21 protein-coding genes and 1 rRNA gene are annotated in these 24570 nt (G+C 69.5%); 12 read left to right on the top strand and 10 right to left on the bottom strand.

Features of this window, described 5'->3' with window-relative positions; all coding sequences use genetic code 11:
• Nucleotides 1-13: 13 nt before the first annotated feature.
• Nucleotides 14-1966, bottom strand: a complete 1953-nt coding sequence (locus ABZ552_RS30145) for an acyl-CoA dehydrogenase (protein WP_281873600.1) — start codon at nt 1964-1966, stop codon at nt 14-16.
• Between the two features lie 103 nt (nt 1967-2069).
• Between ABZ552_RS30145 and ABZ552_RS30140 the strand changes: the two genes are divergently transcribed.
• The 3 genes from ABZ552_RS30140 to ABZ552_RS30130 are packed head-to-tail and all read left to right on the top strand — an operon-like array spanning nt 2070 to nt 5286.
• On the top strand, nt 2070-2723 hold the full coding sequence (locus ABZ552_RS30140; RefSeq protein ID WP_357441365.1) for a TetR family transcriptional regulator: 654 nt from the start codon (nt 2070-2072) through the stop codon (nt 2721-2723).
• Entirely contained in the window at nt 2723-3655 is a 933-nt protein-coding gene (locus ABZ552_RS30135) for an ABC transporter ATP-binding protein (RefSeq protein WP_281873602.1), read from the top strand. Before ABZ552_RS30140 ends, ABZ552_RS30135 begins: the two co-directional genes overlap by 1 nt.
• Complete coding sequence (locus ABZ552_RS30130) at nt 3652-5286, top strand: ABC transporter permease (RefSeq protein ID WP_281873604.1); 1635 nt, start codon at nt 3652-3654, stop codon at nt 5284-5286. Before ABZ552_RS30135 ends, ABZ552_RS30130 begins: the two co-directional genes overlap by 4 nt.
• A 141-nt stretch (nt 5287-5427) precedes the next feature.
• Here the strand turns inward: ABZ552_RS30130 and ABZ552_RS30125 are convergent, their stop codons facing one another.
• Nucleotides 5428-6282 (bottom strand): LLM class F420-dependent oxidoreductase, encoded by an 855-nt coding sequence (locus ABZ552_RS30125; protein WP_281881017.1) that lies wholly within the window; start codon nt 6280-6282, stop codon nt 5428-5430.
• A gap of 233 nt (nt 6283-6515) precedes the next feature.
• Here ABZ552_RS30125 and ABZ552_RS30120 point away from each other — a divergent pair, with 233 nt between their 5' ends.
• The 4 genes from ABZ552_RS30120 (at nt 6516) to ABZ552_RS30105 (ending at nt 12821) form a co-directional block, all read left to right on the top strand.
• Nucleotides 6516-7940, top strand: coding sequence for a threonine/serine exporter family protein (locus ABZ552_RS30120; protein ID WP_281881018.1), 1425 nt, complete (start codon nt 6516-6518; stop codon nt 7938-7940).
• A gap of 106 nt (nt 7941-8046) precedes the next feature.
• Complete coding sequence (locus ABZ552_RS30115; protein ID WP_281873606.1) at nt 8047-8703, top strand: biliverdin-producing heme oxygenase; 657 nt, start codon at nt 8047-8049, stop codon at nt 8701-8703.
• An 84-nt stretch (nt 8704-8787) separates the two neighbouring features.
• Entirely contained in the window at nt 8788-10494 is a 1707-nt protein-coding gene (locus ABZ552_RS30110) for a bifunctional metallophosphatase/5'-nucleotidase (protein WP_281873608.1), read from the top strand.
• A gap of 299 nt (nt 10495-10793) precedes the next feature.
• Nucleotides 10794-12821, top strand: coding sequence for an SDR family oxidoreductase (locus ABZ552_RS30105; RefSeq protein WP_281873610.1), 2028 nt, complete (start codon nt 10794-10796; stop codon nt 12819-12821).
• Between the two features lie 63 nt (nt 12822-12884).
• On the opposite strand, the gene ABZ552_RS30100 is transcribed toward ABZ552_RS30105, so the two are convergent.
• Entirely contained in the window at nt 12885-13484 is a 600-nt protein-coding gene (locus tag ABZ552_RS30100) for a cutinase family protein (protein ID WP_281873612.1), read from the bottom strand.
• A 203-nt stretch (nt 13485-13687) separates the two neighbouring features.
• Nucleotides 13688-14692, bottom strand: coding sequence for a zinc-binding alcohol dehydrogenase family protein (locus ABZ552_RS30095; RefSeq protein WP_281881019.1), 1005 nt, complete (start codon nt 14690-14692; stop codon nt 13688-13690).
• A gap of 209 nt (nt 14693-14901) precedes the next feature.
• Here ABZ552_RS30095 and ABZ552_RS30090 point away from each other — a divergent pair, with 209 nt between their 5' ends.
• On the top strand, nt 14902-15540 hold the full coding sequence (locus ABZ552_RS30090; protein ID WP_281873614.1) for a TetR/AcrR family transcriptional regulator: 639 nt from the start codon (nt 14902-14904) through the stop codon (nt 15538-15540).
• A complete protein-coding gene (locus ABZ552_RS30085; protein ID WP_357441361.1) occupies nt 15537-17216 on the top strand; it encodes an FAD-binding dehydrogenase in 1680 nt (559 codons plus the stop codon). The genes ABZ552_RS30090 and ABZ552_RS30085 overlap by 4 nt, the downstream gene beginning before the upstream one ends.
• A gap of 3 nt (nt 17217-17219) precedes the next feature.
• Here ABZ552_RS30085 and ABZ552_RS30080 read toward each other — a convergent pair whose 3' ends face one another.
• The 3 genes from ABZ552_RS30080 to ABZ552_RS30070 form a co-directional block, all read right to left on the bottom strand.
• Nucleotides 17220-18023 carry an expansin EXLX1 family cellulose-binding protein gene (locus tag ABZ552_RS30080; RefSeq protein ID WP_357441359.1) on the bottom strand — a complete coding sequence of 268 codons (804 nt, stop codon included), beginning with the start codon at nt 18021-18023 and terminating at the stop codon, nt 17220-17222.
• 158 nt (nt 18024-18181) lie between these two features.
• Nucleotides 18182-18919: an IclR family transcriptional regulator gene (locus ABZ552_RS30075; protein WP_350356332.1), complete on the bottom strand. Its 738-nt coding sequence runs from the start codon at nt 18917-18919 to the stop codon at nt 18182-18184.
• A 142-nt stretch (nt 18920-19061) separates the two neighbouring features.
• Nucleotides 19062-19322 (bottom strand): three-helix bundle dimerization domain-containing protein, encoded by a 261-nt coding sequence (locus ABZ552_RS30070; protein ID WP_281873619.1) that lies wholly within the window; start codon nt 19320-19322, stop codon nt 19062-19064.
• A 216-nt stretch (nt 19323-19538) separates the two neighbouring features.
• On the opposite strand from ABZ552_RS30070, the gene ABZ552_RS30065 reads away from it, so the two are divergent.
• Nucleotides 19539-20015 carry a nuclear transport factor 2 family protein gene (locus ABZ552_RS30065; protein ID WP_281873621.1) on the top strand — a complete coding sequence of 159 codons (477 nt, stop codon included), beginning with the start codon at nt 19539-19541 and terminating at the stop codon, nt 20013-20015.
• An 84-nt stretch (nt 20016-20099) separates the two neighbouring features.
• Entirely contained in the window at nt 20100-21152 is a 1053-nt protein-coding gene (locus ABZ552_RS30060; protein WP_357441356.1) for an aminotransferase class V-fold PLP-dependent enzyme, read from the top strand.
• Between the two features lie 199 nt (nt 21153-21351).
• Here ABZ552_RS30060 and ABZ552_RS30055 read toward each other — a convergent pair whose 3' ends face one another.
• Together ABZ552_RS30055 and ABZ552_RS30050 are read right to left on the bottom strand one after the other, a co-directional pair.
• Nucleotides 21352-22425 (bottom strand): diacylglycerol kinase, encoded by a 1074-nt coding sequence (locus ABZ552_RS30055; protein ID WP_281918781.1) that lies wholly within the window; start codon nt 22423-22425, stop codon nt 21352-21354.
• Nucleotide 22426: 1 nt separating this feature from the next.
• Nucleotides 22427-23218 (bottom strand): SDR family oxidoreductase, encoded by a 792-nt coding sequence (locus ABZ552_RS30050; protein WP_281873624.1) that lies wholly within the window; start codon nt 23216-23218, stop codon nt 22427-22429.
• Nucleotides 23219-23318: 100 nt separating this feature from the next.
• Here ABZ552_RS30050 and ABZ552_RS30045 point away from each other — a divergent pair, with 100 nt between their 5' ends.
• Nucleotides 23319-24200: a helix-turn-helix domain-containing protein gene (locus tag ABZ552_RS30045; RefSeq protein ID WP_357441353.1), complete on the top strand. Its 882-nt coding sequence runs from the start codon at nt 23319-23321 to the stop codon at nt 24198-24200.
• 100 nt (nt 24201-24300) lie between these two features.
• Here the strand turns inward: ABZ552_RS30045 and rrf are convergent.
• Nucleotides 24301-24417: ribosomal RNA gene (gene rrf, locus ABZ552_RS30040) — 5S ribosomal RNA — on the bottom strand.
• Between the last annotated feature and the right edge of the window lie 153 nt (nt 24418-24570).

Here is a 24570-nt window from a genome sequence, read left to right as displayed (position 1 = left end):
GACGGCCCGGCCGCTACGACGAGGCCGGGATGGGCTGGGCCCGCTGGAAGACGCTCGCGTCATCGAGCATGGCCGCGCGCAGCATCGGCTCCGGCACGCCCATGGCCTCGACCAGCGTCAGCGCGTGCGGGCGCAGCCGGTCGACCAGCTCGTTCACGCCGCGGCGCACTGCCTTCGCCCGATCCACCGACATGAACCGGTGCATGATGTACCAGGCCTGGTTCTCCTCGATGGTGGTGTAGACGAACAAGTCGCACATCCAGTCGGCGAGTTCGCGCGCGTCCGGATCCTCGATGTCGGCGATGCCCTCGATGAACGCCTCGAGCACCAGCCGGTCGATGTGCGCGGAGCCGGCGGCCAGGATGTGGTCCTGGGCGTTGTTGAAGGCCTCGAACGGACCGGTCTCCTCCGCCCTGGCGCGCAGCCGGTGCGCCGCGGTGCGGACCAGGTAGTCCTCGCGGTCGGCGAACAACTGCAGCTGGACCGCCCGGCGCGACAGGTCGCCCTCGTCGATGGAGTCGTCGCCGCGGTCGCGCAGGGTCTGGATCAGCTGGCGCACGCCGGACCGCTTGCGCACGACGTCTCCGGCCATGGTCGCGGCGAAACGCACCCAGCCCAGTGCGTCCAGGTCACGCACCTCGTCGGCGTAGGACGTGAGCAGTTCCTTGGCGACCAACTGGGTGAGCACGACGTTGTCGCCCTCGAAGGTGGTGAACACGTCGGTGTCCGCCTTCAACGTAACCAGCCGGTTCTCGGTCAGATAACCCGCGCCGCCGCACGCCTCGCGGCATTCCTGTATCGCGCGGGTGGCGTGGGCGGTCTGCGCGACCTTCAGACCCGCGGCGCGCTTCTCCAGCGCGCGTTGCGCGCCCGCCTCGAGGTTCTGACCGGTCTGCACCAGATGCATCCGGCGCACCAGGTCGTTCTGCGCGAACGCGAGCGCGTAGGACTTCGCGACCAGCGGCAGCAGACGGCGCTGATGGCTGCGGTAATCCAGCAGCACGGTCTCCACACCGGTGTCCGGGTCGGAGAACTGGCGGCGCTGCAGCGCGTAGCGCACCGCGATGCTCAGGGCGACTCGCGCCCCCGCGGCCGCGGCGCCGCCGACGCTGACCCGCCCGCGCACCAGGGTGCCCAGCGTGGTGAAGAACCGGCGGCTGGGGTTCTCGATCTCGGAGCTGTAGGTGCCGTCCGGTGCGACGTCGGCGTAGCGGTTGAGCAGGTTCTCCCGCGGCACCCGCACGTGATCGAACACGATGCGCCCGTTGTCCACTCCGGGCAGGCCGCCCTTGAGGCCGTCGTCATAGGTGGTGACGCCGGGCAGGTCGGCGCCGTTCTCGTCGCGGATCGGCACCAGCAGGCAGTGCACGCCCTTGTTCTCGCCGCGCGTGATCAGCTGCGCGAACACCGCGGCCATCCGGGCGTGCTCGGCCGCGCCACCGATGTAGTCCTTGCGCGCCGACGGCGTCGGCGAGTGCACCACGAACTCCTGGGTGTCCGGGTCGTAGGTCGCCGTGGTCTCCAGGTTCGCGACGTCGCTGCCGTGGCCCGACTCGGTCATGGCGAAGCAGCCGAGCAGATCCAGCGAGATCAAGCGCTCGATGTACTCCCGGTGCCGTTCGGTGCCGAGGTTCTCCACGGCGCCACCGAACAGCCCCCACTGCACCCCGGATTTCACCCACAGCGACAGGTCGGCGTACGCCAGCATCTCCAAACCGACCACCGCGGCGCCAGGCTCACTGGTACCGCCGTTCTCCCGGCGGAAGCCACGCTCGGCGAACCCCATCGTGGAGATCGCCTTCATCTGCTCGAGCACCCGCGCCCGAGCGGCCTTGTAGTCCTGATAGGGATCGGCGGTGAACTCGTCCCCGGCCAGCAGCGTCCGGGCTTCCTCCCGGACGGCCGCCCAGGGTCCGTCGAGTGCTGCGCGCAGATGGTCCGCCGTCGTTGCCGTGCCGCTAGTCATGTCTCGACGATAGCCCCGTACACGCGCGGCAAACCGTGACGCAGGACAAGTCGGCGTGCGGGTCTTGCTCGACCGCTGAACGAGTGTTTAATATACTGAACATGTGTTTAACCAACAGCCCGTTCCGCAAGGATCCGCCGAGGATCTGACCACCGCGGCGCGCATTCGCGATACCGCGATCGAGGTGTTCGGCGAACACGGATTCCAGGTCGGAGTCCGCAAGATCGCCGCCGCCGCCGGCGTCTCCCCCGGGCTGGTCAACCATCACTTCGGTTCCAAGGACGGCCTGCGCGCCGCCTGCGACGACCGAGTGTTGCAGTTGATCCGCGACGAGAAGGTCAAGGCGATCACCGCGTCGTCGGTGAAGGCGGGCATGCTCGACGCCCTGGCCGAAGTGGAGGCGTACGGGCCACTGGTCGCCTATATGGTGCGCAGCCTGCAGGCGGGCGGACCGATGGCGGAATCATTGTTCGAGCACCTGGTCGCCGATGCCGAGGGTTATCTCGAGAAGGCGGTCGAGGCGGGCAGAATCAAGCCGAGCCGCGATCCGGCGGCACGCGCCCGCTATCTGATGATGCTGAACGTCGGCGCGACCATGCTGTACATACAGATGCGCCAGCACCGCGACGAGACGATCGACTATCGCAAGGCGATCCGCGAGCTCACCGAAGAACTCACCCCACCGGCCCTGGAGTTCTACACCCAAGGGCTGTTCACCGATCCCACGATCTTGGACACATTCACCAAGGAGAAGTGATGTCCGACATCATCGAAGTCCGCGATCTTCGCAAGACTTTCGGTCACGTCAACGCTCTGGACGGCCTCGACCTCACCGTCGCCGAGGGCGAGATCCACGGCTTCCTCGGCCCCAACGGAGCGGGCAAGTCCACCACCATCCGGGTCCTGCTGGGGATTCTGCGCGCCACCGGCGGGCAGGCCCGGCTGTTCGGCCGTGACCCGTGGGCGGACGCGGTCGCCCTGCACCGCGAATTGGCCTATGTGCCAGGCGATGTCACGCTGTGGCCGTCGCTGTCGGGTGGCGAGACCATCGATCTGCTGTCCCGGATGCGAGGTGGTCTCGACGAGCAACGGCGCGACGAGCTGATCGAGCGCTTCGACCTCGACCCGCGCAAGAAGGCGCGCACCTATTCCAAGGGCAACCGCCAGAAGGTCGCGCTGGTCGCGGCGCTGGCCTCCGACGCCCGGCTGCTGCTGCTCGACGAGCCGACCTCGGGCCTGGATCCGTTGATGGAGCAGGTCTTCCGGGAGTGCGTGCAAGAGGCGCAAGAGCGCGGCGCGACCGTCCTGCTGTCGAGCCACATCCTGTCGGAGGTCGAGGTGCTCTGCGATCGGGTGACCATCATCCGCGCCGGGCGGACGGTGGAGAGCGGGTCGCTGGCCGACCTGCGCCACCTGTCGCGCACCTCGATCACGGCCGAATTGACCGGCGACGCGGGCGATCTGAGCCGCATCCCGGGCGTGGAGGACATCGAGCTCGACGACCACACGCTGCGCTGCCAGGTCGACAACGAACACTTGGGCGAGCTGATCCGGGTGCTCGGCGACGCCGGCGTGCGCAGCCTGACCAGCACGCCGCCGACGCTCGAGGAACTGTTCCTGCGGCACTACCACGTCGACGGTCACGGCGCCGAGTCCGCCGCGGACACCGGGGAGAAGGTGCGAGCATGACCACCGCCATCGCCGGCCGCGCCGCGGCGGCGCCGGCGTTCGCCGTATCCGGCGACTTCGCGGGCACCGGGCAATTGCTCCGGCTGTACCTGCGGCGCGACCGGATCGTGCTGCCGCTGTGGACGCTGCTCATCGGCCTCATGCCCGCGTTCCAAGTCGTCAGCATCAAAGATCTCTACGACAACCAAGCGTCCCTGGACAGCTTCGCGCGCACGACGGCCGACAGCCCCGCGCTCATCGCCATGTACGGCCCCGTGTTCAGTTCGGCTCTGGGTTCGATCGGCACCTGGAAAGCCGGCGCCATGTACACCATGATCGCCATCGCCACGGTGCTCACGGTGATCCGGCACACCCGGGTCGAGGAGGAGACCGGGCGCGCGGAACTGGTGGGCGCCACCAGCATCGGGCGTTTCGCCGGTCTCACCGCCACCCTGATCATGACCTATGCGGGGGCGTTGCTCGCCGGCGTCGTGTGCGCCTTGTCGCTCTATGGCACCGATCTTCCTCTCGCGGGATCGATCGCCTTCGGCTCCGCGCTCGCCGCGTCGGGCCTCGTCTGGGCGGCCGTCGCGGCGGTCGCCGCGCAAGTCAGCGCCGGTGCGCGGGTGGCGCGCGGCGTGGCGTTCGGCGCCCTCGGGGCGGCCTTCGCCCTGCGTGCGGTCGGCGACGCCGGAAACAGCGTGCTGTCCTGGTTCTCGCCGATCGGATGGTCGCTACAGATCCGCCCGTACGCCGAGGAACGCTGGTGGGTGCTGCTGCCCTTCGCCGCGCTCGCGGTGGGAGGCACCGTGCTGGCGTACGCGTTGCTCGGTAACCGCGACGTCGGTTCCGGACTCATCGCGGAGCGTCCCGGGCCGCCCACGGCGGCGGGCTTCCTGTCCGGCCCGGTCGGGTTGGCCTGGCGATTGCAGCGCGGCACCCTGCTGGCGTGGACGGTCGGCTTCGCCCTGTACGGCCTGCTGATCGGCGGCGCGGTGAACAGCGTCGGCGACATGCTCGACGGCAGCGCGTCCATCCGGGACATGGTCACCCGGATGGGCGGCTCCGAGCAGTTGCAGCAGTCGTTCATCACCTACGCGATCACGATGCTGGCCGCGGCCGCGTCCGCCTACTCGATCTCCGCCGCCCTGCGGCTGCACGACGAGGAGACCAGCGCCCGGGTCGAGGCCACGCTGTCCGGCGCTGTCGGCCGCGTCCGCTACGCGCTCAGCCACATCGGCTTCGCGCTGCTCGGCCCCGCCGCGGCACTGCTGATCTCCGGTGTGGCGATCGGCATCGTGTACGGCGCCACCGGCGGCGACGTCGGCACGAGACTCGGCCAGTCGATCGGCGCCGCCGCCGTCCAGGTGCCCGCGATCTGGGTCGTCACGGGCATCGCGGTCGCCCTCTACGGTGTCGCACCGCGGTTCGCCCCGGTCGCGTGGGGCGTGCTCAGCGCCATGGTGGTGATCTTCTTCGTAGGTTCCCTGGACGGGCTGCCGCAGGGGGTGGTCGATCTGGTGCCGTTCGTGCACCCGCCGAAGGTGCCCGGCGCCGAATTCCAGGCACAGCCCCTGCTGTGGCTGCTCGCGATCGCCGCACTGCTGCTCGCCATCGGCGTCACCGCCTTCCGCAGACGCGACCTGCGCTGACACCGCCCTCCGGCCCGCGCGAATCCGCTTCGCGCGGGCCGCTTCTCGTTCGGAGGGCAGCTCGGCCCGGTCGTAGCAGGCATGCTCGCGCGTCCGCTGGTCACCCGATTCGTCGCCGCACCCGATGGCGCGCCGAACGGGTCAGCCGCTGTGCTCGATCCCGAGCTTCCCGGCCAATCGCGCGAGGTAGGCCCGCACGTCCTCGGTGGGACGATCGGGCAATCCGAAGACCGCCTCGGTGACACCGGCTTCGGCCCAGCGCGCCAGCTGTGCCGCGTCGTGCCGACCGGCGAGGGCGACGACCTCGGGACTGTCCGCGCGCCCGTGCTCGCGCCAGATCCGGCGCAGCAGCGCGAGCTTCTCGTCGAGGCCGTCCTCGGTCGGCGTGGTGATCCATCCGTCGGCGTGCTTCGCCAGCCAGATGAAATTCTTCTCGGTGCCCGCCGCGCCGAGCAGCACCGGAATGCGTTTCTGCACCGGCTTCGGCCACGACCAGCTGGCGCCGAAGGTGACGAACTCGCCGTCGAAACCGGCTTCCTCTTCGGTCCACAGCACCCGCATGGCCTCCAGATGCTCGCGCAGCACCGTCCTGCGCTTTCCCGCGGGCACGCCGTGGTGGGCCAGTTCGTCGGTGTTCCAGCCGAATCCGACACCGAGACTCACCCGGCCGCCGGACAGGTGGTCCAGCGAGGCGATGGTCTTGGCCAAGGTGATCGGATGGTGTTCGGCGGGCAGTGCCACCGCGGTGGACAACCCGATGCGCTCGGTCACGGACGCCGCGGTCCCGAGCGCGACCCACGGGTCGAGCGTCCGCAGGTACCGGTCGTCGGGCAGGCTCGCATCGCCGGTGCGCGGGTGCGCCGCGGCCCGCACCACCGGGATGTGAGTGTGCTCTGGCACGTAGAACGTGTCGAATCCGGCACGTTCGGCGGCCAGCGCCGCATCCGCGGGGGTGATGCCCCGATCGCTGGTGAACAACACGATTCCGTACCGCACCGCACGCGCTCCCATCGCCAAAATTAGAACAAGTTCTATCACGATTCCTTCGCGCCACCAAGGGCGCGGCGCAGCCGGCACGCCCGTCGCGACCCGCGCGGATGCCGAGCAGTCATCGGATGACTAGGTTCGCGTCCATGAGTCCTGACGCAACTTCCGTTCGAGATGTCACCACCGCACGGGTGGACCACCTCGGCTGGCGTCGCGGGCTTCGCCTGCGGCGCGCCCGGCCCATTCCCGTCGTCACCCAGGCCGTCGGCCTGCTGGTGGCCGACCGGCAGGCGACCGCGGACACCATCGTCACCGCGCCGACGCCGTTGCAGCCGATCGACCTCACCGACGACGCCAGGGTCGCCGAAGTCCTCGAGCTCGCGGTGCGCGTCGGCGAGGTGGTGCTCGCCTCCGGCACCGGCGTGGTGGACACCACCACGACGGTGCGCTTCATCGCCGCCACCTACGGACTGTCCCGCTGCAGCATCGACGTCACCTACGACGCCATTCGCATCTGGGCCGACCGCGGACCCGCGCTGCCGCCCGCCAGCACCATGCGGATCGTGCACTACCGCGCCCTGGACTTCACCCGGCTCGCCGCCGTGGACCGGCTGACCCGCCGGATCCGCAACGAGGTGGTCCCGCCGGACCAGGCCCGCGCCGCACTGGACGCGATCACCTCGGCGCCGCACCCGTATCACCGGTGGACCGCCACCGCCGCGTGGTCACTGATGGCGGCGGCGATCGCCGCGCTGCTCGGCGCGGGCGCTCTGGTGGCCGCGGTCAGTTTCGCGACCACCGCGGCGATCGACCGCACCAATCGCATCCTCAATCGCTACGGGCTGCCGTTCTTCTTCCAGCACATGGTGGGCGGCGCCATCGCGGCGATCCCGGCCATCGTGCTGGCGAGCCTGGCCGCGCGCCTGGGGATCGACGCCGACCCCACGCTGATCATCGCGGCCGGAATCACCGTCCTGCTCAGCGGCTTGCAACTGGTCGGCTCGGTGCAGGACGCGATCACCGGCGCCCCCATCACCGCCACGGCCCGCATGCTCGAGGTGATGATGATGACCGGCGGCATCATCGCGGGCATCGCGCTCACCCTGCGCATCGCCGACCTCCTCGACGCCACGGTGCCGCCGGTCTATCTGACCTCCGCCCGCGACATCACCGACCTGCCGGTGCAGATCCTGGCCGGTGCGGTGGCGGCCCTGGCGTTCGCGCTCGCCTGCTACGCCGAACGCCGGGCGCTGGCCGCCGCCGCGGGCAGCGGCGCCGCGGGCATCATCTGCTTCCTCCTGGTCCAGGAGGCGGGTTTCGGCCCGGTGATCTCCTCCGGCGCCGCCGCGACGCTGGTCGGCCTGGCCGGTGGCCTCATGGCTCGCCGCGCGCTGACTCCCCCGCTGGTCGTCGCCGTCGCGGGCATCACCCCGCTGCTGCCGGGGCTCAAGGTCTATCGCGGGCTGTACGCCTTGCTCAACGACGAACTGCTGATCGGAGGCAACCAGTTGCTGTCGGCGTTCGGCATCGGCTGCGCGCTGGCGGCCGGAGTGACCCTCGGCGAGTGGTGCGACCGCACCGTGCGCAGGCCGCGGATCCTGCGCCGGTTCGGATCCCTGCGCCGCCCGATCGTCCGGCGTCGCCGCCGATCGTCGCCCGCCCACTGAGCCGCGAGGCGCATGCGCGCCGCACGGCCGCCCGGTAACCTCTTATCGGACTGGTCAGGGCGCCGCGCTCGGTGGCGGCCCCGGTGTGAGGTGAGGTGGTTCGGACATGTCGGAAGCAGTGCCGTTCTCGACGCAGATCCGCAGCGCCACCGCGCAACAGCATGCGGAGGCGGAGAACTCCCGCTTCATGAGTGAGATGCTCGGCGGGTCCCTCGGCGTCGACTCGTATCACCGCTACACCGGTCAGCTGTGGTTCATCTACCGCGCTCTCGAACAGCGCTGGGAAACGTTGTCCGACGACCCGGTCGCCGGGCCGTTCATCCGGCCCGAACTCGCCCGCACCGCCGAACTCGAGCGCGATCTCGCGCATCTGCTCGGTCCGGACTGGCGCGCCGGACTGGAACCGCTGCCAGCCACCGCGGCCTACGCCGACCGCATCGACGAGTGCGCGCGCGACTGGCCGGCCGGGTACATCGCCCACCACTACACCCGCTACCTCGGAGACCTCTCCGGCGGGCAGGTCATCCGCGGCACCGCCGAGAAGCTGTGGAACCTGCCGCATCGCGGCGACGGCGTCCGCTTCTACGTCTTCGACGGCGTCGGCAACCCCGCGGCTTTCAAGCGGGAATACCGCGGCCTGCTCGATCGGCTGCCGCTCGACGATCTGGAGCGCCGCCGCGTGCTCGACGAAGGCAAGCGCGCCTTCACGATGAACACCGCGGTCTTCGAGGAACTGGCCGAGGAATTCCCCGCCGCGCAATAGCCGGATCGAACACCACGCATCGCCTGCCGCACGCGGCATTTCGGCCGTCGTGCGCGAGCGCCGCGGACATGGGACAGTCATGGTATGAGAGCGCGCCGTCGCATCGCCGTGGTTCTTGCCGGTCTCGTCGGTGCCGGGCTGGTGGGAGGTTGCGGCACGACGTCCGATCCCGGCACCGGACCCGGCTCATCGACCGCGGCCCGGATCGTGCCCTTGATCTCGACGAACGACCTGCGTCCGGCGCAACCGGACGAAGTGCACCTGTTCGGCTTCAACGATCTGCACGGAAACCTGCAGCCGCCGAGCGGGTCCAACGGCAAGATCGCCAATTACGACGCGGGCGGAGCCGCGTATCTCGCCACTCATCTGGCACGACTGAAGGCCGCCTATCCCGCCAGCGCCGTGCTCGCGGCGGGGGACAACATCGGGGCCAGCCCGTTGATCTCCAGCCTGTTCCACGACGAGCCGACGATCACCTTTCTCGATAATGTCGGAGTCGCCGCATCCGCGGTCGGCAATCACGAATTCGACGACGGCGTAGTGGAATTGGCACGCCTGCAACAAGGCGGATGCGCGGTCGACGGATGTTCGCCCGGCGCCCCGTTCGCCGGCGCGAAATTCCCCTATCTGGCGGCCAACGTCACCGACGCGCAGGGCAACTTGCCGCCCGCGCTGCGCCCGTGGACGATGCTGGAAGTGGGCGGGCACCGGATCGGCGTGGTCGGCACGGTCACGCCCGACACCGCGAATATCGTGCTGCCCGAAGGCATCCGGGGCTATCTCTTCGGTGACCAAGCCGCCGCGATCAATCGCCATGTGCCGGAATTGAAGGCGGCCGGCGCGGAAGCGATCGTGGCACTGGTGCACGACGGCGGCTCCCAGCGGCCCGAGCGGGGCGCGCCGGTGGACTACAACGGATGCGCGAACGTCACGCCGAACGTGACGGGGCTGGCCGAGCGGATCGACCCCGCCGTCCGGGCGGTGTTCACCGCGCACAGCCATCAGCCCTATGTGTGCACCGTCGCGGGCAAGGTGATCACCCAGGCATCCTCGTATGGACGGCTCATCACCGACGTCACGCTGCGTTTCGGTGGCGACGGCGTGCAGGCGTCGGCGGTCAATCGCGTCGTGACCCGCGAGGTGACGCCGGACGCCCCGACGACCGCGCTGATCGACTTCTACACCGAGCAATCGCGGCCGCGCGCGGGCCGCGTCGTCGGCGCGACCGCGAACGCCCTGCCGCACGATCCCGGCCCGGCGGGCACCTCACCGCTGGGAGACGTGATCGCCGATTCCATGCTGTCGGTCACCGCGGGCCCGGCCGCCGCCGTCGCCGCCTTCATGAACCCCGGCGGCGTGCGCGCCGATCTGAAACAGGGGCCGATCACCTACGGCGACCTGTTCACCGTTCAACCGTTCGGCAACCAGGTCGTCACGCTCACCCTGACCGGCAGCCAGATCCTGCGCCTGCTGGAACAGCAGTGGACCATCGCCGCGGGCAAACCGACGATCCTGTCTCTCGCGGGCATCAGCTACGCCTACTCCGACACCGCCCCCACGGGCGCGAAGGTGATCGCCGACAGCGTCCGCATCGCAGGTCAGCCGCTGAATCCGGTCGCCACGTATCGCGTGACGACCAACAACTTCCTGGCTTCGGGCGGCGACGGATTCACCGTGTTCACCGAGGGCGCCGATACTGCGGTGGGCCCGACCGACCTGGACGCCTTCGAGGCGTTCTTGCGCGACAAGCCCCCGCTGCAGGCGCCGCCCGCCCGGGTCGAGAAGAAGTAGCGAGACCGGACGCTGCCAAGTTGCTGGACACCCGACCAGAACGCGGGTAACTGGAAATCTTTGTAACACATACCGTTTGACCTGCACAGACGGTGACCAGCCCCACAGCCCGAACGGGTCATGATCGCTTGCCGGGCCCACGCACGGTCGGTTACTGTTCAGTAATAAGTCAGGACGAAGGTGTTCCTACTTTCGGCCCGACGTCTGTCGCTGGGGGCCGAATCACGCTGTCCGCATCCATTGCCGCATGCCGGATGACTTGTGCGACAACAGGTTCGAGTGAACAGCAGGAGTATGCGATGGCCACTTACATCGTGACGGGCGGAACCGGATTCTTGGGCAGGCGGGTCGTGCAGGACCTGCTGGATCGCGACGCGGACGCGATCGTCCATGTGCTGGTGCGCGAGACGTCGCTGGCGAAATTCACCGACATCGCGGCGGGCTGGCGCGGCGCCGAACGGGTCTTCGCGCTGATCGGCGATCTCACCGCCGAGGGCCTCGGGCTGGCGTGCGAGCCGCCGCAGGCCGACCACATCGTCCATCTGGGCGCCGTCTACGACATGACGGCCGACGAGGACACCGCGCACGCGGCGAACGTCAGCGGCACCCGCTCGGTGCTGGCCCTGGCCCGCGAGGTCGGCGCGGTGCTGCACCACGTCTCCTCCGTGGCGGTGGCGGGCGACCACAAAGGCAAGTTCTTCGAGGAGGACTTCGACCTCGGGCAGCGGCTGACCTCGCCGTATCACCGCACCAAGTTCGCCGCCGAGAAGCTCGTCCGCGAGTCGCGCGGCGTGCGCTGGCGGGTGTACCGGCCCGCGATCATCGTGGGCGATTCCCGCACCGGCGAGATGGACAAGGTCGACGGGCCGTACTACTTCTTCGGTGCGATCGCGAAGCTCGCCGCGCTGCCGTCGGATCTGCCCTTGCCGCTGCCCGATCTCGGCGCCACGAATATCGTTCCCGTCGACTATGTTTCGGCCGCCATGGTGGAACTCATCCGCCGACCCGGCCTGAACGGACGCACTTTCCACCTGGTCAACCCGGAGCCACAGCCGTTCGGCGAGGTGTACCGCGCGCTCGCCGCCGCGGCGGGCGCGCCGACCGGCGTGGGCACGGTGCCCGGCAGCGGGCTCGCGCTCAGCGGCCTCGCGCACCTGCCTGGGGTGACCTCCGTGCGCGATTTCCTGCTCGAACAGGTGGGCATCCCGGCCGAGGTCGCTCCGCACACCTCGTTCTCCGCAGAGTTCATCAGCGACTCCACCCGCGCCCAGCTGCGCGGCACCGGGCTGACCGTGCCGTCGTTCGACAGCTACGCCGAGCGGCTGTGGCAGTACTGGCGCGACCACCTCGACCCGCAGCGCGGACGAGTGTCCGTCACCGGCGACCCGCTCGCCGGCCGGGTCGTGCTGATCACCGGAGCGTCCTCCGGCATCGGGCTGGCCACCGCGCACGCCGTCGCCCGGCGCGGCGCCACCGTTCTGATGGTGGCCCGCGGTCACGACGACCTGGCGGCCGCCGCCGAGGCCGTGCGCGCGGAAGGCGGTGTCGCGCATACCTATCCGTGCGACATCACCGACTCCGAAGCGGTCGAGAAGCTCGTGCAGTGCGTCCTCGACGACCACGGTCGCGTCGACTACCTGGTGAACAACGCCGGCCGTTCGATCCGTCGCTCCGTGCTCAACTCGACCGACCGCATGCACGATTTCGAGCGCACCATGGCGGTCAACTACTTCGGCGCCGTGCGGCTCATCCTCGGATTGCTGCCGTCGATGCGGGCGAACCGATTCGGCCACGTGGTCAACATCTCCTCGATCGCGGTGCAGACGAAGGTGCCCCGGTTCGCGGCGTATGTGGCCAGCAAGTCGGCGCTGGACAACTTCAGCGAGATCGCGGCGGTGGAGAACCGGGATGCCGGAATCACCTTCACCTCGGTGCGGATGCCGCTGGTGCGGACCCCGATGATCGCCCCGACCGACCTGTACCGCTCGCTTCCGGTGCCCGATCCGGAGCAGGCCGCCGCGATCGTGGTGCGCGCGCTCGAAGACCGGCCGCATCGCATCGACACGCCGGTCGGCACCTTCGCCCAGGCGGTGGAACTGCTGATGCCGTCGGTGAAGCGTCAGATCATGCACCAGGGCTTCCGGCTGTTCGGGGAGTCGCACGCGGCGCGCGCCGATTCGGAGCGTCGTCCGGCCGATTCGTCGCCCGCCCCGGCTCCGGCGCCGGGCGGCCCGTTGTCCGTTCTGGCCCCGGTGATCATGCCGCTCATGGCGCTGCCCACGCCCGCAGCGCGCATCGCCCGCGTCGTCCCGGGCTTGCAGTGGTAGCTGCGCACGACCAGGGGTGGGCCGAACTGTCGGCCCACCCCTGGGTTTCCCGGTCTCGCGACCTCACACCCGGTTCACCGTGAACTCCACCGCGGGCCACATGGCCCACCGGTAGTCCGTGTGCGCGGCCGGTCGGATGCCGCCTTCGCAGACGGGATCGCCGCTCGCGCAGTAGTTTCCGGTTCGCCAGGCGTAATGGTCCGGCACATTCCAGCCGATCAGCCGGATCGGGTCACCGAACAACAGCACCGCGGCCACCCGGGAGGACAGATCGGCGGGCAAGGTGTACATGCCACCGAGCGCGGTGACGATGCCGGTGCCGAGCACCCCGTGCGTCACGATGGCTCCCTGCGAAAAGCCGACCAGGATGAACCGCTGGTCCGGGCACCTCGCCGCTTGCCACAGCACATGAGCGGTCATGTCCTGGGTGCCGCGGCTGATCGAGGACGGATCGAGCAGATCGGCCGGATAGTCCACCCGGTAGGCCTGCGAATCGACCGGAAGCGCCTGCCACAGCGCGTCGTACAGCGGATCGCCCACCACCGAACCCAGGTACCCGGGTTCATGGGTGCCTCTGGCGACGACGACGTCGACTGCCGCACAGGACGTCGCCCATGCGTTCAACCCCGTCGCCGCCCCGAATCCCGCGACGAGCAGTAGCACGGCGAATGCCCTTACTACACGCCACTTTTCGAAGTGAATTACCTTCCGGTTGGCCATCGTACTCACCTACTCACGCCGTTGTGAGACAGCCGAGCGACACTTGTCAGTGACAATTCTCGGCTATATCCGCGAAGGTAAGAACGGCTCCGAGGGCCGTCAAGGAACTCCATCCGACCGATACGGAGTCAGCGCCGAATCGTGTTCTACGGCAGGAGAACCGCCGCGCCGGCAAATCGTCCGTGCGCGAGATCGGCCAGCGCACGATCGGCCATGTCCAGGGAATACCCGTGCGTGGTCAGATGTATTCGGTGCTCCCCGGCGAAAGCCAGGAATTCGCGGGCGTCCGCGCGGGTATTGGCGGTCACCGAGCGAATCTCCCGCTCCTGGAACAGGTGCCGCTGGTAGTTCAGCGCGGGAATGTCGCTGAGATGAATACCGGCGACGGCCAGGATTCCGCCGCGATCGAGGGCCGCCAGGGCGGGCGGCACGAGGTCACCGACCGGTGCGAACAGGATCGCCGAATCCAGCAGTACCGGAGGCGGATCCACCGCGCCCTGCACCGAGGCGGCACCGAGCGCGGTCGCGAGTTCGCGCGCCGCCGGATCCCGGGTCATCACGTGGACTTCCGCTCCGCGGGCTGCGGCTACCTGGGCGGCGATGTGGGCGCTGCCGCCGAAGCCGTAGATCCCCAGCCGCCCGCCCGGCGGCACGGAAGCCCGCAGCAGCGCCCGGTACCCGATGATGCCCGCGCACAGCAGCGGAGCGGTGTCGGCATCGGCGTAACCGGTGGGCAGGCGTAGCGCGTACGCCGCTGGCACACAGGCGAATTCGGCGTAGCCGCCGTCGGCGTCCCAACCGGTGTAGGCCGAGTACGGGCAGAGGTTCTCCGCTCCGCGCAGGCAGAACTTGCACTGCCCGCACGTGTGCCGGAGCCAGGCGATGCCCACCCGGTCCCCTACCCCGAAACCCGCCCCCTCCGCACCCTGGCCGATCGCGACGACCGCACCGACGACCTCGTGTCCCGGCACCACCCCGGCGCGATGCACCGGAAGATCGCCTTCGGCCACGTGCAAGTCGGTCCGGCACACGCCGCAGGCGAGGACACGCACGGTCAACTCGCCGGGGCCGGGTTCCGGGACCGGTGCGCGCTCCGCGTCCAGCGGCCCGCCGTCGATCGGGCCCGGCCTGCGCACCCGCCAGCACCGCATCGAATTACCACCGCCGCGGATCTCGCTCATCGTCGGATCACCTCGCACCGGTCGGATCGACACGCACCGGGCATCCCGATCGCGTCGTGTGTGCCGGGATCACCCTACTCGGTCATTTCGGCCACGCCGCGCACCGCGTTCTGATACGTTTCTGTATCCAGTACATTTCTGTATCCGGAAATGATCGAGGCGAACCGAGGAGGCGCCCCTTGGCACACGATGCCGCGCAGGCCGCGCCCGCCCGGGTCACCCGCCGTCGTGCCGAGACCAGGAACCGGCTGCTGACCGCCGCCTACGAGGCGTTCGCCGAAGAAGGCTTCGGGCGCGCCACCGTGGAGCGGGTGTGCGAGCGCGCCGGATTCACCCGCGGGGCGTTCTACTCGAACTTCAGCTCGCTGGACGAGCTGTTCCTGGCCATGTGGGAGCAGCGTTCGACGGCGATGCTCACCCAGGCGAGCGCCATCCTCGACGACATCGCGGCCGACGGCGCCGAGGACGTCCGCAGCGCGGTCCGGCGACTGGAACGGGCGGTCCCGGTCGACGAGGGCTGGTACCGGATCACCGCCGAATTCACCGCCCACGCGCTGCGCACCCCCGCGCTGCGCCGGGTGATGGCCGCCCGCGAGGAGGCCATCGTCGCGGCGCTCATGCCCACCATCGTCGCGGCGCTCGCGCGCGGCGGCCGCACCGTGCCGGACCCGGAGGCGTTCGGCCAAGCGCTCATCGCCGTCCACGACGGCACCAGCGTGCAGGTCCTCATGGAGCCGGACAGCCCCGCCGTGCGCGAGCGCCGCACCGAACTCTTCCACCACGTCGTGCTGGCCTACAGCACCGCAACCGAAGGATGAACATGTCCCACAGCAGCCCCGAGGCGGACGTCCTCGTCGTCGGCGCCGGGCTGGCCGGCCTGGTCGCCACGCACGAACTGGTCAAGGCCGGCCGCACCGTGCACGTACTGGACCAGGAGAACCGCAACAATCTGGGCGGCCAGGCGTTCTGGTCGCTGGGCGGCCTCTTCTTCGTCGACAGCCCGGAGCAGCGGCGCCTGGGCATCAAGGACTCCTACGAACTGGCCCTGCAGGACTGGCTCGGCTCGGCCGGGTTCGACCGCGACGACGAGGACAAGTGGGCCCGGCAGTGGGCGCAGGCATATGTGCGGTTCGCGGCCACCGAGAAGCGCGAGTACCTGCGCGAGCTCGGCTTGCGGGTGACGCCGCTGGTCGGTTGGGCCGAACGCGGCGGCGACCGCGCCGACGGACACGGCAACTCGGTGCCGCGTTTCCACCTCACCTGGGGCACCGGACCCGAAGTGGTCCGGGTCTTCGCCGAGCCGGTTCTGGAAGGTGAACGGCGCGGACTGGTCCATTTCGGGTTCCGCCACCGGGTGGACGAACTGATCGTGGAAGACGACGCGGTGGTCGGCGTGCGCGGCGTCGTGCTCGAGGACACCGACCTCGACCGTGGACGCACGTCGTCCCGGACCGTCGTCGGCGAGTTCGAATACCGTGCCCAGGCCGTCATCGTGGCCTCCGGCGGCATCGGCCACAACCACGAGCTGATCCGCCGCAACTGGCCCACCGAACGGCTCGGTCCGTGCCCGCAGACCATGATCTCCGGCGTGCCCGCGCACGTCGACGGCCGGATGCTCGCCATCACCGAGGCCGCGGGCGGCGCCATCGTCAACCGGGACCGCATGTGGCACTACACCGAGGGCATCGTCAACTGGGATCCGATCTGGCCCGACCATGCCATCCGGATCATCCCCGGGCCGTCCTCGATGTGGTTCGACGCGAACGGAAAGCGCCTGCCCGCACCGTGTTTCCCCGGATTCGACACCAACACGACGATGAAGGAGATCCTGAAGACCGGCTACGACTACTCCTGGTTCGTGCTCACGCAGTCGATCATCGAGAAGGAATTCGCGCTGTCGGGCTCCGAGCAGAACCCGGACATCACCGGCAAGGACCTCAAGCTCACCCTGAAAAGCCGCGTCGCCAAGGGCGCGCCGGGGCCGGTCGAAGCGTTCAAACAGCACGGCGTCGATTTCGTGGTGGCGGACACGCTGCGGGAACTCGTCGCGGGCATGAACAAGATCGCGCGCGGGCCGGAGCTGGACTACGACGACCTGGAACGCCAGATCGTCGCGCGCGACCGGGAACTCGCGAACAAGTACAGCAAGGACAGCCAGCTGATGGCGATCGACAACGCGCGCCGGTATTTCGGCGACAAGGCGGGCCGGGTCGCCAAACCGCACCGGATCCTCGATCCGGACGCGGGCCCGCTCATCGCCGTGCGACTCAACATCCTCACCCGCAAGACGCTGGGCGGCTTGCAGACCGACCTGAACTCCCAAGTCATCCGGCCGGACGGCACGCCGTTCCCCGGCCTGTACGCCGCGGGCGAGGTCGCCGGATTCGGTGGCGGCGGCGTGCACGGGTACAACGCGCTGGAGGGCACCTTCCTCGGCGGGTGTATCTTCTCCGGCCGGGCGGCCGGGCGTGCGCTGGCCGCGAAACGGAGCTGATCGCTACCGCCTGCACCCCGACGCGACGGTGGCGGGCTCCGTCGCGGTGACGAGCGACGGCGACGACGTGAACGACGGAGCGCCGGAGTAGAGCCGGGTACCCGCCGCGTACCGGCCCGGCTCGACCTGCACCCCGGTGATCTCGGCCTCGTTGCCGAAGACATCCGTCACCCGCGCGGTGAACGGGCCCCGCCCGACGCCGGAGAGGGTCCAGTAGTTGTCGGCCCGTCGGGCGAGCGGTCGCCATGGCCCACCCCCCGCGGGGCGGACAGCCGCCTCGCGCAACGGATTGCCCGTGCCGCCGAACAGGATGCCGAACCAGGACGCGGACGAATCCGGCTGCACCTCGTAAGTCAGCTCCTGCGCCGGCTGCGGATCGCGGACCAGGCGGTAACCGACCCGCGCCACCCCGTCGTGCGGATCGGCGATCCGCTCGAACGCCGCCGCGCTCAGAGCCAGTTGTCCCGGAGCGCAGGCCGGGCAGTGTTCGACCACCAGCGCCCGGACCGTCCCGCGCGGACCCGTGATGTCCAGATACGCGCCGCAGAGGTCGGCGCGGCCGTAGTCGGGAGTCGACAGCCCCGCGTAGTAGCCATCCGCCGCCAGCTCGCGGAAGGAACACGACACCTGGGCGCCGAACACGAAATAACGTGCCTCGGCCGACGTGTCCGGCCCGAGAGGCGCGAAAGTCACGACGGAAACCGGTAATCGGGACGGCGCGGGCGCCTGGGGAAGCGGGTTGGCCGCACCGCAGGTAGGCGCGGACGGCCGCACCAGCCAGACGACCACCGCGACGGTGGCCAGCACGCCTGCCGCAAACCATAGCCATTCGGAACGGAATGGCCGCTCTCGGATCGGTACCCGGTGCATCGCTTCCCCGACTCCGGCTCGCCGACTGTCCATCCTGACCTCATCAGGAAAGCAGCCCGGCCGCTCGCGCGCAGCGCGAACGGAAATTCTTCACGTCAACGTCGGCGCGCCTGCCGAGGGAAGAGGTTTCGTCCCGCCTCCTGAGCGACCTCGGCCAGCGCGCGGGCCAGCCGCGCGGTGTCCGGCACCACACGATCGGCACCGGCCCGGCCCGACAGCGACACCGCGGCGACCGCCACGCCACGTCCGCGGATCGGCACGGCCACGCACGCGAGACCGGGCACGGACTCCTCGTTGTCGACGGCGACGCCTTGGCGGTTACGGATGCGGCCGAGTTCGCGATGCAGTTCGGCCCGGTCGGCGAGCGTGCGCGCGGTCAGCTGCGGCAGGCGATCCCGGAAGGACGCCTCCACGACGCTCGGGTCCAACGTGGCCAGCAGCGCTTTGCCGAGCGCCGTGCTGTGCGCGGGCATCCGGCCGCCGAGCCGCGTGGGCACGCTCGCGGCGACCCGGCCGCCCACCTTGTCCAGATACAGCACGTCGCGCCCATCCAGCACGCCGAGATGGCCGACCATTCCGGTCTGCTGGCACACGTCGTGCAGGAGCGGGCTCACCGCGTCCCGGATCTCGTTGTGGTCGGCGGCGAGCCCACCCAGCTCCAGCGTGCGCAGGCCGAGCCGGTAGCCGCCGGGGGCGTGCGCCAGCCAGCGCAGCCGGATCAGCTGGTCGAGGATGCGGTGCACGGTGGAGCGCGGCAGCCCGGTGCGCTCGGACAGTTCGATGAGGGTGAGCGCAGGCGTCGCGCCGTCGAACGCCTCCAGGATCAGCGTCATCCGCTCGATCATCGACGCCGGGGGCCGGCCCGGCCGTGTTGCCTGTCCGGATCCGGTGGATAACTCCCCCGGCTCGGGATCGGTCATCACCTCGACCGTCAATTCCAACCTCCACGCTTGCTCGCGTAGAGCTTAGAGGTCGCTACGCGGACCCGTGCGCGGAATCCGCGAGGCCGGCCAGCCACTCGCGGGTGTACCGCTCGGCCAGCAGCGGCAAGAAGTTCGCGATGGTGGCGTTGTCGGCGACATGGTCGTACGACGACTGCAGATGGTCCTCGATCGCGGCTTCGCTTGCCACGCCGTCGAATTCGTTCTCCAAGCGCTGGGCCGCCGCTTTCAAGGCGAGTTCCTGGTCGAGTGCTGTTTCCTGATTCGGCTCGTGGGTGGCGGGACGGTCGGTCATCGCAGATTCCCCTGGTCGTGACGAGATCGGTACCCGGGCGCCGTCGTGGCCGCACGTCGGCGCCCGTCCTCCGGGTACCCGGTCGAGCCGGTTCGACACTCACCGAGGGCTCCGGTCGGACAGCCGCGCCTGCCCGCCACCCGCTCGGATCACCGGGCCAGGCCGAAAGTAGAACACGTTCTTGTATGTCGCCGCCGGGCGTGCCAGGCTCTATCAATGGATCTCGACGCCATCGAAGCCGTCCGCCAGCTCAAGTACCGGTACTTCCGGACACTCGACCTCAAAGCGTGGGACGAGTTCGCCGACACCCTCGCCGTCGACGCTCGGGGACGCTACGGCACCCACGCCATGGGCGAGCCGCTGCACCTGGACGGGCGCGACGCCATCACCGCGTTCATGCGGGAGAATCTCGGTCCCACACTCGTCACGGTCCACATCGCCAACCACCCGGAGATACGCGTCGAGGGCGACACGGCCACGGGGTCGTGGGCCTTCGAGGACACCGTGCTCGCGACCGAATACGGGGTGCTGATTCGTGGGGCCGGATACTACACCGACACCTACCGCCGTGACGCCGACGGCGATTGGCGTATCGCGTCCACCGGGTACCGCCGCATCTACGAGTCCATGCAGTCGCTGGCGGACACCCCCAGCTTCAAATTGCTGTCGAACATGTGGACGCCGGAGACGTGATCGCGGGGCGTCGGGCCCGAAATCGGTCCACTATCGGCCCGGTGGCGCTGGACGATCCGGCGCGGCCCGGCGGATGCTGCGACCATGCCCTCCCTAGCGCCTGACGAATTCACGCCCGAGACCACCTACCTGAACACCGCTTCCTTCGGCCTGCCGTCCGCCCGGGCCCTGGCCGCGGTGCGCGACGCGAGTGCGAGCTGGGCGTCCGGCCGCGGCGCGCCGACATCCGAGGTGGATCGACTGGCACCGGCCCTCCGCGCCGGATTCGCCCGCCTGCTCGATGGCGCGACCGCCGACGACATCGCGCTCGGAAGCGGCGTGGCGGGCCTGATCGCCCCCGTGGCCAACGCATTGCCGTCCGGCGCGGAGGTCCTGTTGCCGGAAGGCGAATTCGCCTCGGTCTCCATGCCTTTCGTCTACCGGGACGACCTCGTCGTGCGCTTCGTTCCGTTGGCGGAACTGGCCGCGCAGGTGCGCCCGGAGACGGCGCTGGTAGCGGTGAGCGTGGTCCAATCCGCGGACGGCCGCGTCACCGATCTGGCCGAACTACGCGCGGTCACCCGGGCCAACGGCGCGCGCCTGCTCGTGGACGCCACCCAGGCCGCGGGCTGGCTGCCCCTGCGCTTCGCCGACGCGGACTATTGGGTCTGCGCCACCTTCAAATGGCTCATCGGCGCGCGCAGTGTCGCGTTCCTCGCCACGCCGCGCGAGTTCGTTCCACTGCTGCGTCCGATCGGGTCCAGCTGGTACGCCGCCGAGGACCGCTGGGCCGAGCTGTACCACCCCACCGCGTTGCCCACCACAGCCCGCCGCTTCGACACCACACCCGATTGGCTCGGCGTCGTGGCGGCGCTGCGAGGACTGTCGCTGATCGAGGAACTGACGGTCGACAAGATCGGCGCGCACGACCTCGAACTCGCCGACCGATTCCGCGACGGACTGCGCGAATTGGGTTTCGAACCCGTCTCGGCGCGCTCCCCGATCGTCTCCGTCCCGGGCGCGGCGGACCTGGCGCCCCGCCTCGAGCAAGCCGAGGTGATCGCCTCGGCGCGCGGCGGCGGTCTGCGCTTCGCCTTCCACCTCTACAACAGCGCCGAGGACGTCGAACGGGCGTTGTCGGCGCTGCGGTCCGGATAGTCCGTCGCGGCCGCACGCCCGGCCAGAACAGGGCGGGGGCGTGACGACCACCGGAACGCCGAGCACGCACTGTCAGCACACCGAGCCGACTCCCCTCCGGCCCCCCGCACGGGCCGCGGATCGTTCGGAACGTGTACCCACACGAATCGGTCGCTGATGAGCGCCGATCTGGTACCCACGCCATCGGGGCGCGGTCGGTTCACCGACCGGGCCGTTGCGCGGGTGCGGTGATCAGCGGCAGATCGAGCGCGGTGAGAATTCCGGCGGGAGCGGCGACCACCGCGGGGACCGCGTTGACGATGCGCATACCGGTCGCCAGCAGGGTCGCGTGGTTGTGGTCTCCGTTGCGGCTCGACGTCACCAGGTCCATCGCGTAGCTGGGCTCGCCGGTGATCTCGACCCGGTAGGACCCCTCGGGGTGCGCGGGCTGCGGCCACTCCGGGCACAGGTCCTGGCGCAACCGCGTCACGTGCTCGAGCACCGTGACGGGCACATCGCCGACCATGCCCCGCACTTCGAAACGCAATGCCGCCGCGGTTCCCTCGGCGATGTGCCCGGTCGCGATGTCGAACGACTCCGGCGCCGGGACCCGCTCGTAGGTCTCGGTGACCGCATCCAGGGTGACCCCGATCCCCGCCGCGAGCTGGCGGACCGTGCCGCCCCAGGCGAGGGAGAGCACCCCGGGCTGCAACAACATGGGGATCTCGTCGAGGGGCTTGCCGAAGCCCATGATGTCGAACATGACCTCCCGGTTGTCGTAGCTGGCGTAGTCCACGATCTCCAGGCAGCGCACTTCGTCGATGCGCAGACACGTCCCCGCGAGTGCGAGCGGCAGCAGGTCGTTGGCGAAACCCGGGTCGATGCCGTTCACCCACAGCGACGAATTCCCTTGCGCGGCCGCCTCCTGCACCGGCTTCAGCAGGTCGTCGGGCAGCACGCCGTAGGGGTACTGGAAGAACACCGGCGCGCAGGCGACGACATTGATTCCGGCGGCCAGGATGCGCTGGAGGTCCTGCACGGCCTCGAAGAGCCGGTTGTCGGTCATCGAGCAATAGACGACGCAGTCCGGGCGCGCCGCGAGCAACGCGTCGGCGTCGGTCGTCGCGGTGACCCCGACCGGATCGAGTCCTGCGAGGGTTCCCGCGTCCTTTCCGTCTTTGGCTGGGCCCGAGACCCACACGCCGGTCAGCTCCAATTCGGGATGGGCGATGACGCCGGCCAAGGCATGCCTGCCCACATTGCCGGTGCCCCAGTGCACTACGCGATATGTCATGTCACAGATCCGGGATCGGGAGGTCGAGATTCGGGATGATCAAGCCGCCGTCGGGCTCGAGAATCTTGCCGGTGAGGTATTTGCCCGCGGGCGACACCAGGTAGAGCGCGGCCGCGGCGATGTCCTCGGGTTCTCCGATGTGGTGCAGCGGCGTCTTCGACTCCAATTCGGCACGCATGGCGTCATTTCCGGCGACGATCTCCAGAGCGGAGGTCAGGATGGAGCCGGGCGCGATCGCGTTCACCCGGATACGCGGATTCAGGTCGAGAGCGGCGAGTTTGGTGTAGTGGGCCAGCGCAGCCTTGGCGGTGCCGTATGCCGCGAACGCGCGCCCCGGCAGCCGCCCCATCGTGGACGTGATGTTCAGAATCGAACCGCCACCGGCGGTCTCGAGCATGCGCGGCACCGCGGCCCGGACGAGGGCGTGCGCGTTGGTGACATTGAAGTCGAACGCGTCCCGCAGCGCCTGCGGCGTCGTGTCCAGCAACGGGCACGGCAGCGCTCCGCCTACGTTGTTGACCACGATGTCGAGTCGCCCGAAGCGGTCGACCGCCGCCGCGGCCAGCGCCGCCGTCGCCTCGGCGTCGCTCAGGTCGGCAGGCACCACGTGCGCCTGGCGTCCGGCGGCGGCGACGCGCTCGGCGACCTCGTCGAGCTGACTCTTGGTCCGTGCGGCGATCACGACGTCCGCGCCCGCCTCCGCGAACGCGACGGCGATGGCCGCGCCGAGGCCGCGCCCTGCGCCGGTGACTATCGCGACCTGATCGTCTATCCGGAACCGATCCAGAATCATTCGGGCTCCCTACCCGTCGACCGTCGAATATTCGACAGTGTCTGATGTAATATTCGTCATCGTAAGTCGCTCACCCGAGCCGGGACAAGGGGTTGCCGCCATGCCGGACCGATCCGTGTCGCCGCCCACGCGGCGCGTCGTCGACATCGTGTCGCTGCTGGCGACGTCAGGGGAGCCGATCAGCGTCGCCGGCATCGCCGAGCGGCTCGGCATCGCCCGCGCGACCGCGACCGCCATCCTCGCCGAACTGGACGGGGCGGGGTGGGTCGTCCGTGATTCGGCTCGTGGCTACGGCATCGGGCCTGCGCTCGCCGGACTGCACGGCGCCGCGCTTCCCCAAGGGGTGGGCGAGCTCCTCGTCGGCCTGGCCGCGCGGACCGGGTACGGCGCCACCTTCAGCCGCATCGAGCCGGACCGGCTCACCGTGCTCGACGTCCGGCACGGCGTCGACCGGGTCGTGCCCGGAATCCCGGTGGGGCATCGCATTCCGCTGCAGTTCCCCGCCGGTGCGAGCGTGATGCCGTGGCGGTCCGCGCAGGAGCAGAACACTTGGCTGGCTACCGCGACCGACGCGGACCAGCGCATCGCCGGTGCGCTGCTGGCGCTGGTGCGGGAGCGGGGGGTCGCGGTTTTCCGTCCACGGGCCGACGACGCGGGCATGGTCGATCTGCTCGCCGATCTGCTCGGTGCGGTCGGATCCGAACTGCTGCGACCGCATCTGCGTACGCGCGCGCTTCGCCAGCTCGCCGCGCTCACGTCCCGGCCTTTCACCCGGGCGGAGCTGGATTCGGACGAGATATTGCCGCTGAGTTATCTGGCGGCACCGGTTTTCGACGCGAGCGGCACCGCGGCCTACGAAATTCAGCTGGGACCGTTGCGCGCCGCGACGACGCGCGTGGAACGCGAGGAATTCGTAGATGCGACGCGTAGTGCGGCGCGTGAATTGACGACCGCGCTCACCGCGGGCCGGCACGGCATGTAATTGTCCGAATGAACGGCGTCAGCCATCGACGATAATTGTCGAGCAGGTGCTCAAATGCCGATAGGGGACCCAGTAACTGGGTCCCCTATCGGAAAGGATGTTCCGGCGGTGTCCTACTCTCCCACACCCTGTCGAGTGCAGTACCATCGGCGCTGGCAGGCTTAGCTTCCGGGTTCGGAATGGGACCGGGCGTTTCCCCACCGCTATGGCCGCCGTAACTCTATGAAACTATCCACACCACCAACTCCCGACCACACCACCCCGAACACGGGATCATGCCGTCGATCATCAGCAGTCTCTGTGTGTTGTTTCAGATACCGCACAGTGGACGCGTAGCAACCTTTGTTGGTAAGTCCTCGGCCGATTAGTA

The organism is Nocardia sp. NPDC019219 (assembly GCF_040632645.1).
Lineage (GTDB): Bacteria > Actinomycetota > Actinomycetes > Mycobacteriales > Mycobacteriaceae > Nocardia > Nocardia sputorum.
Note: the sequence above shows the minus strand (reverse complement) of the source record. Positions and strands in the feature narration are given on the sequence as shown.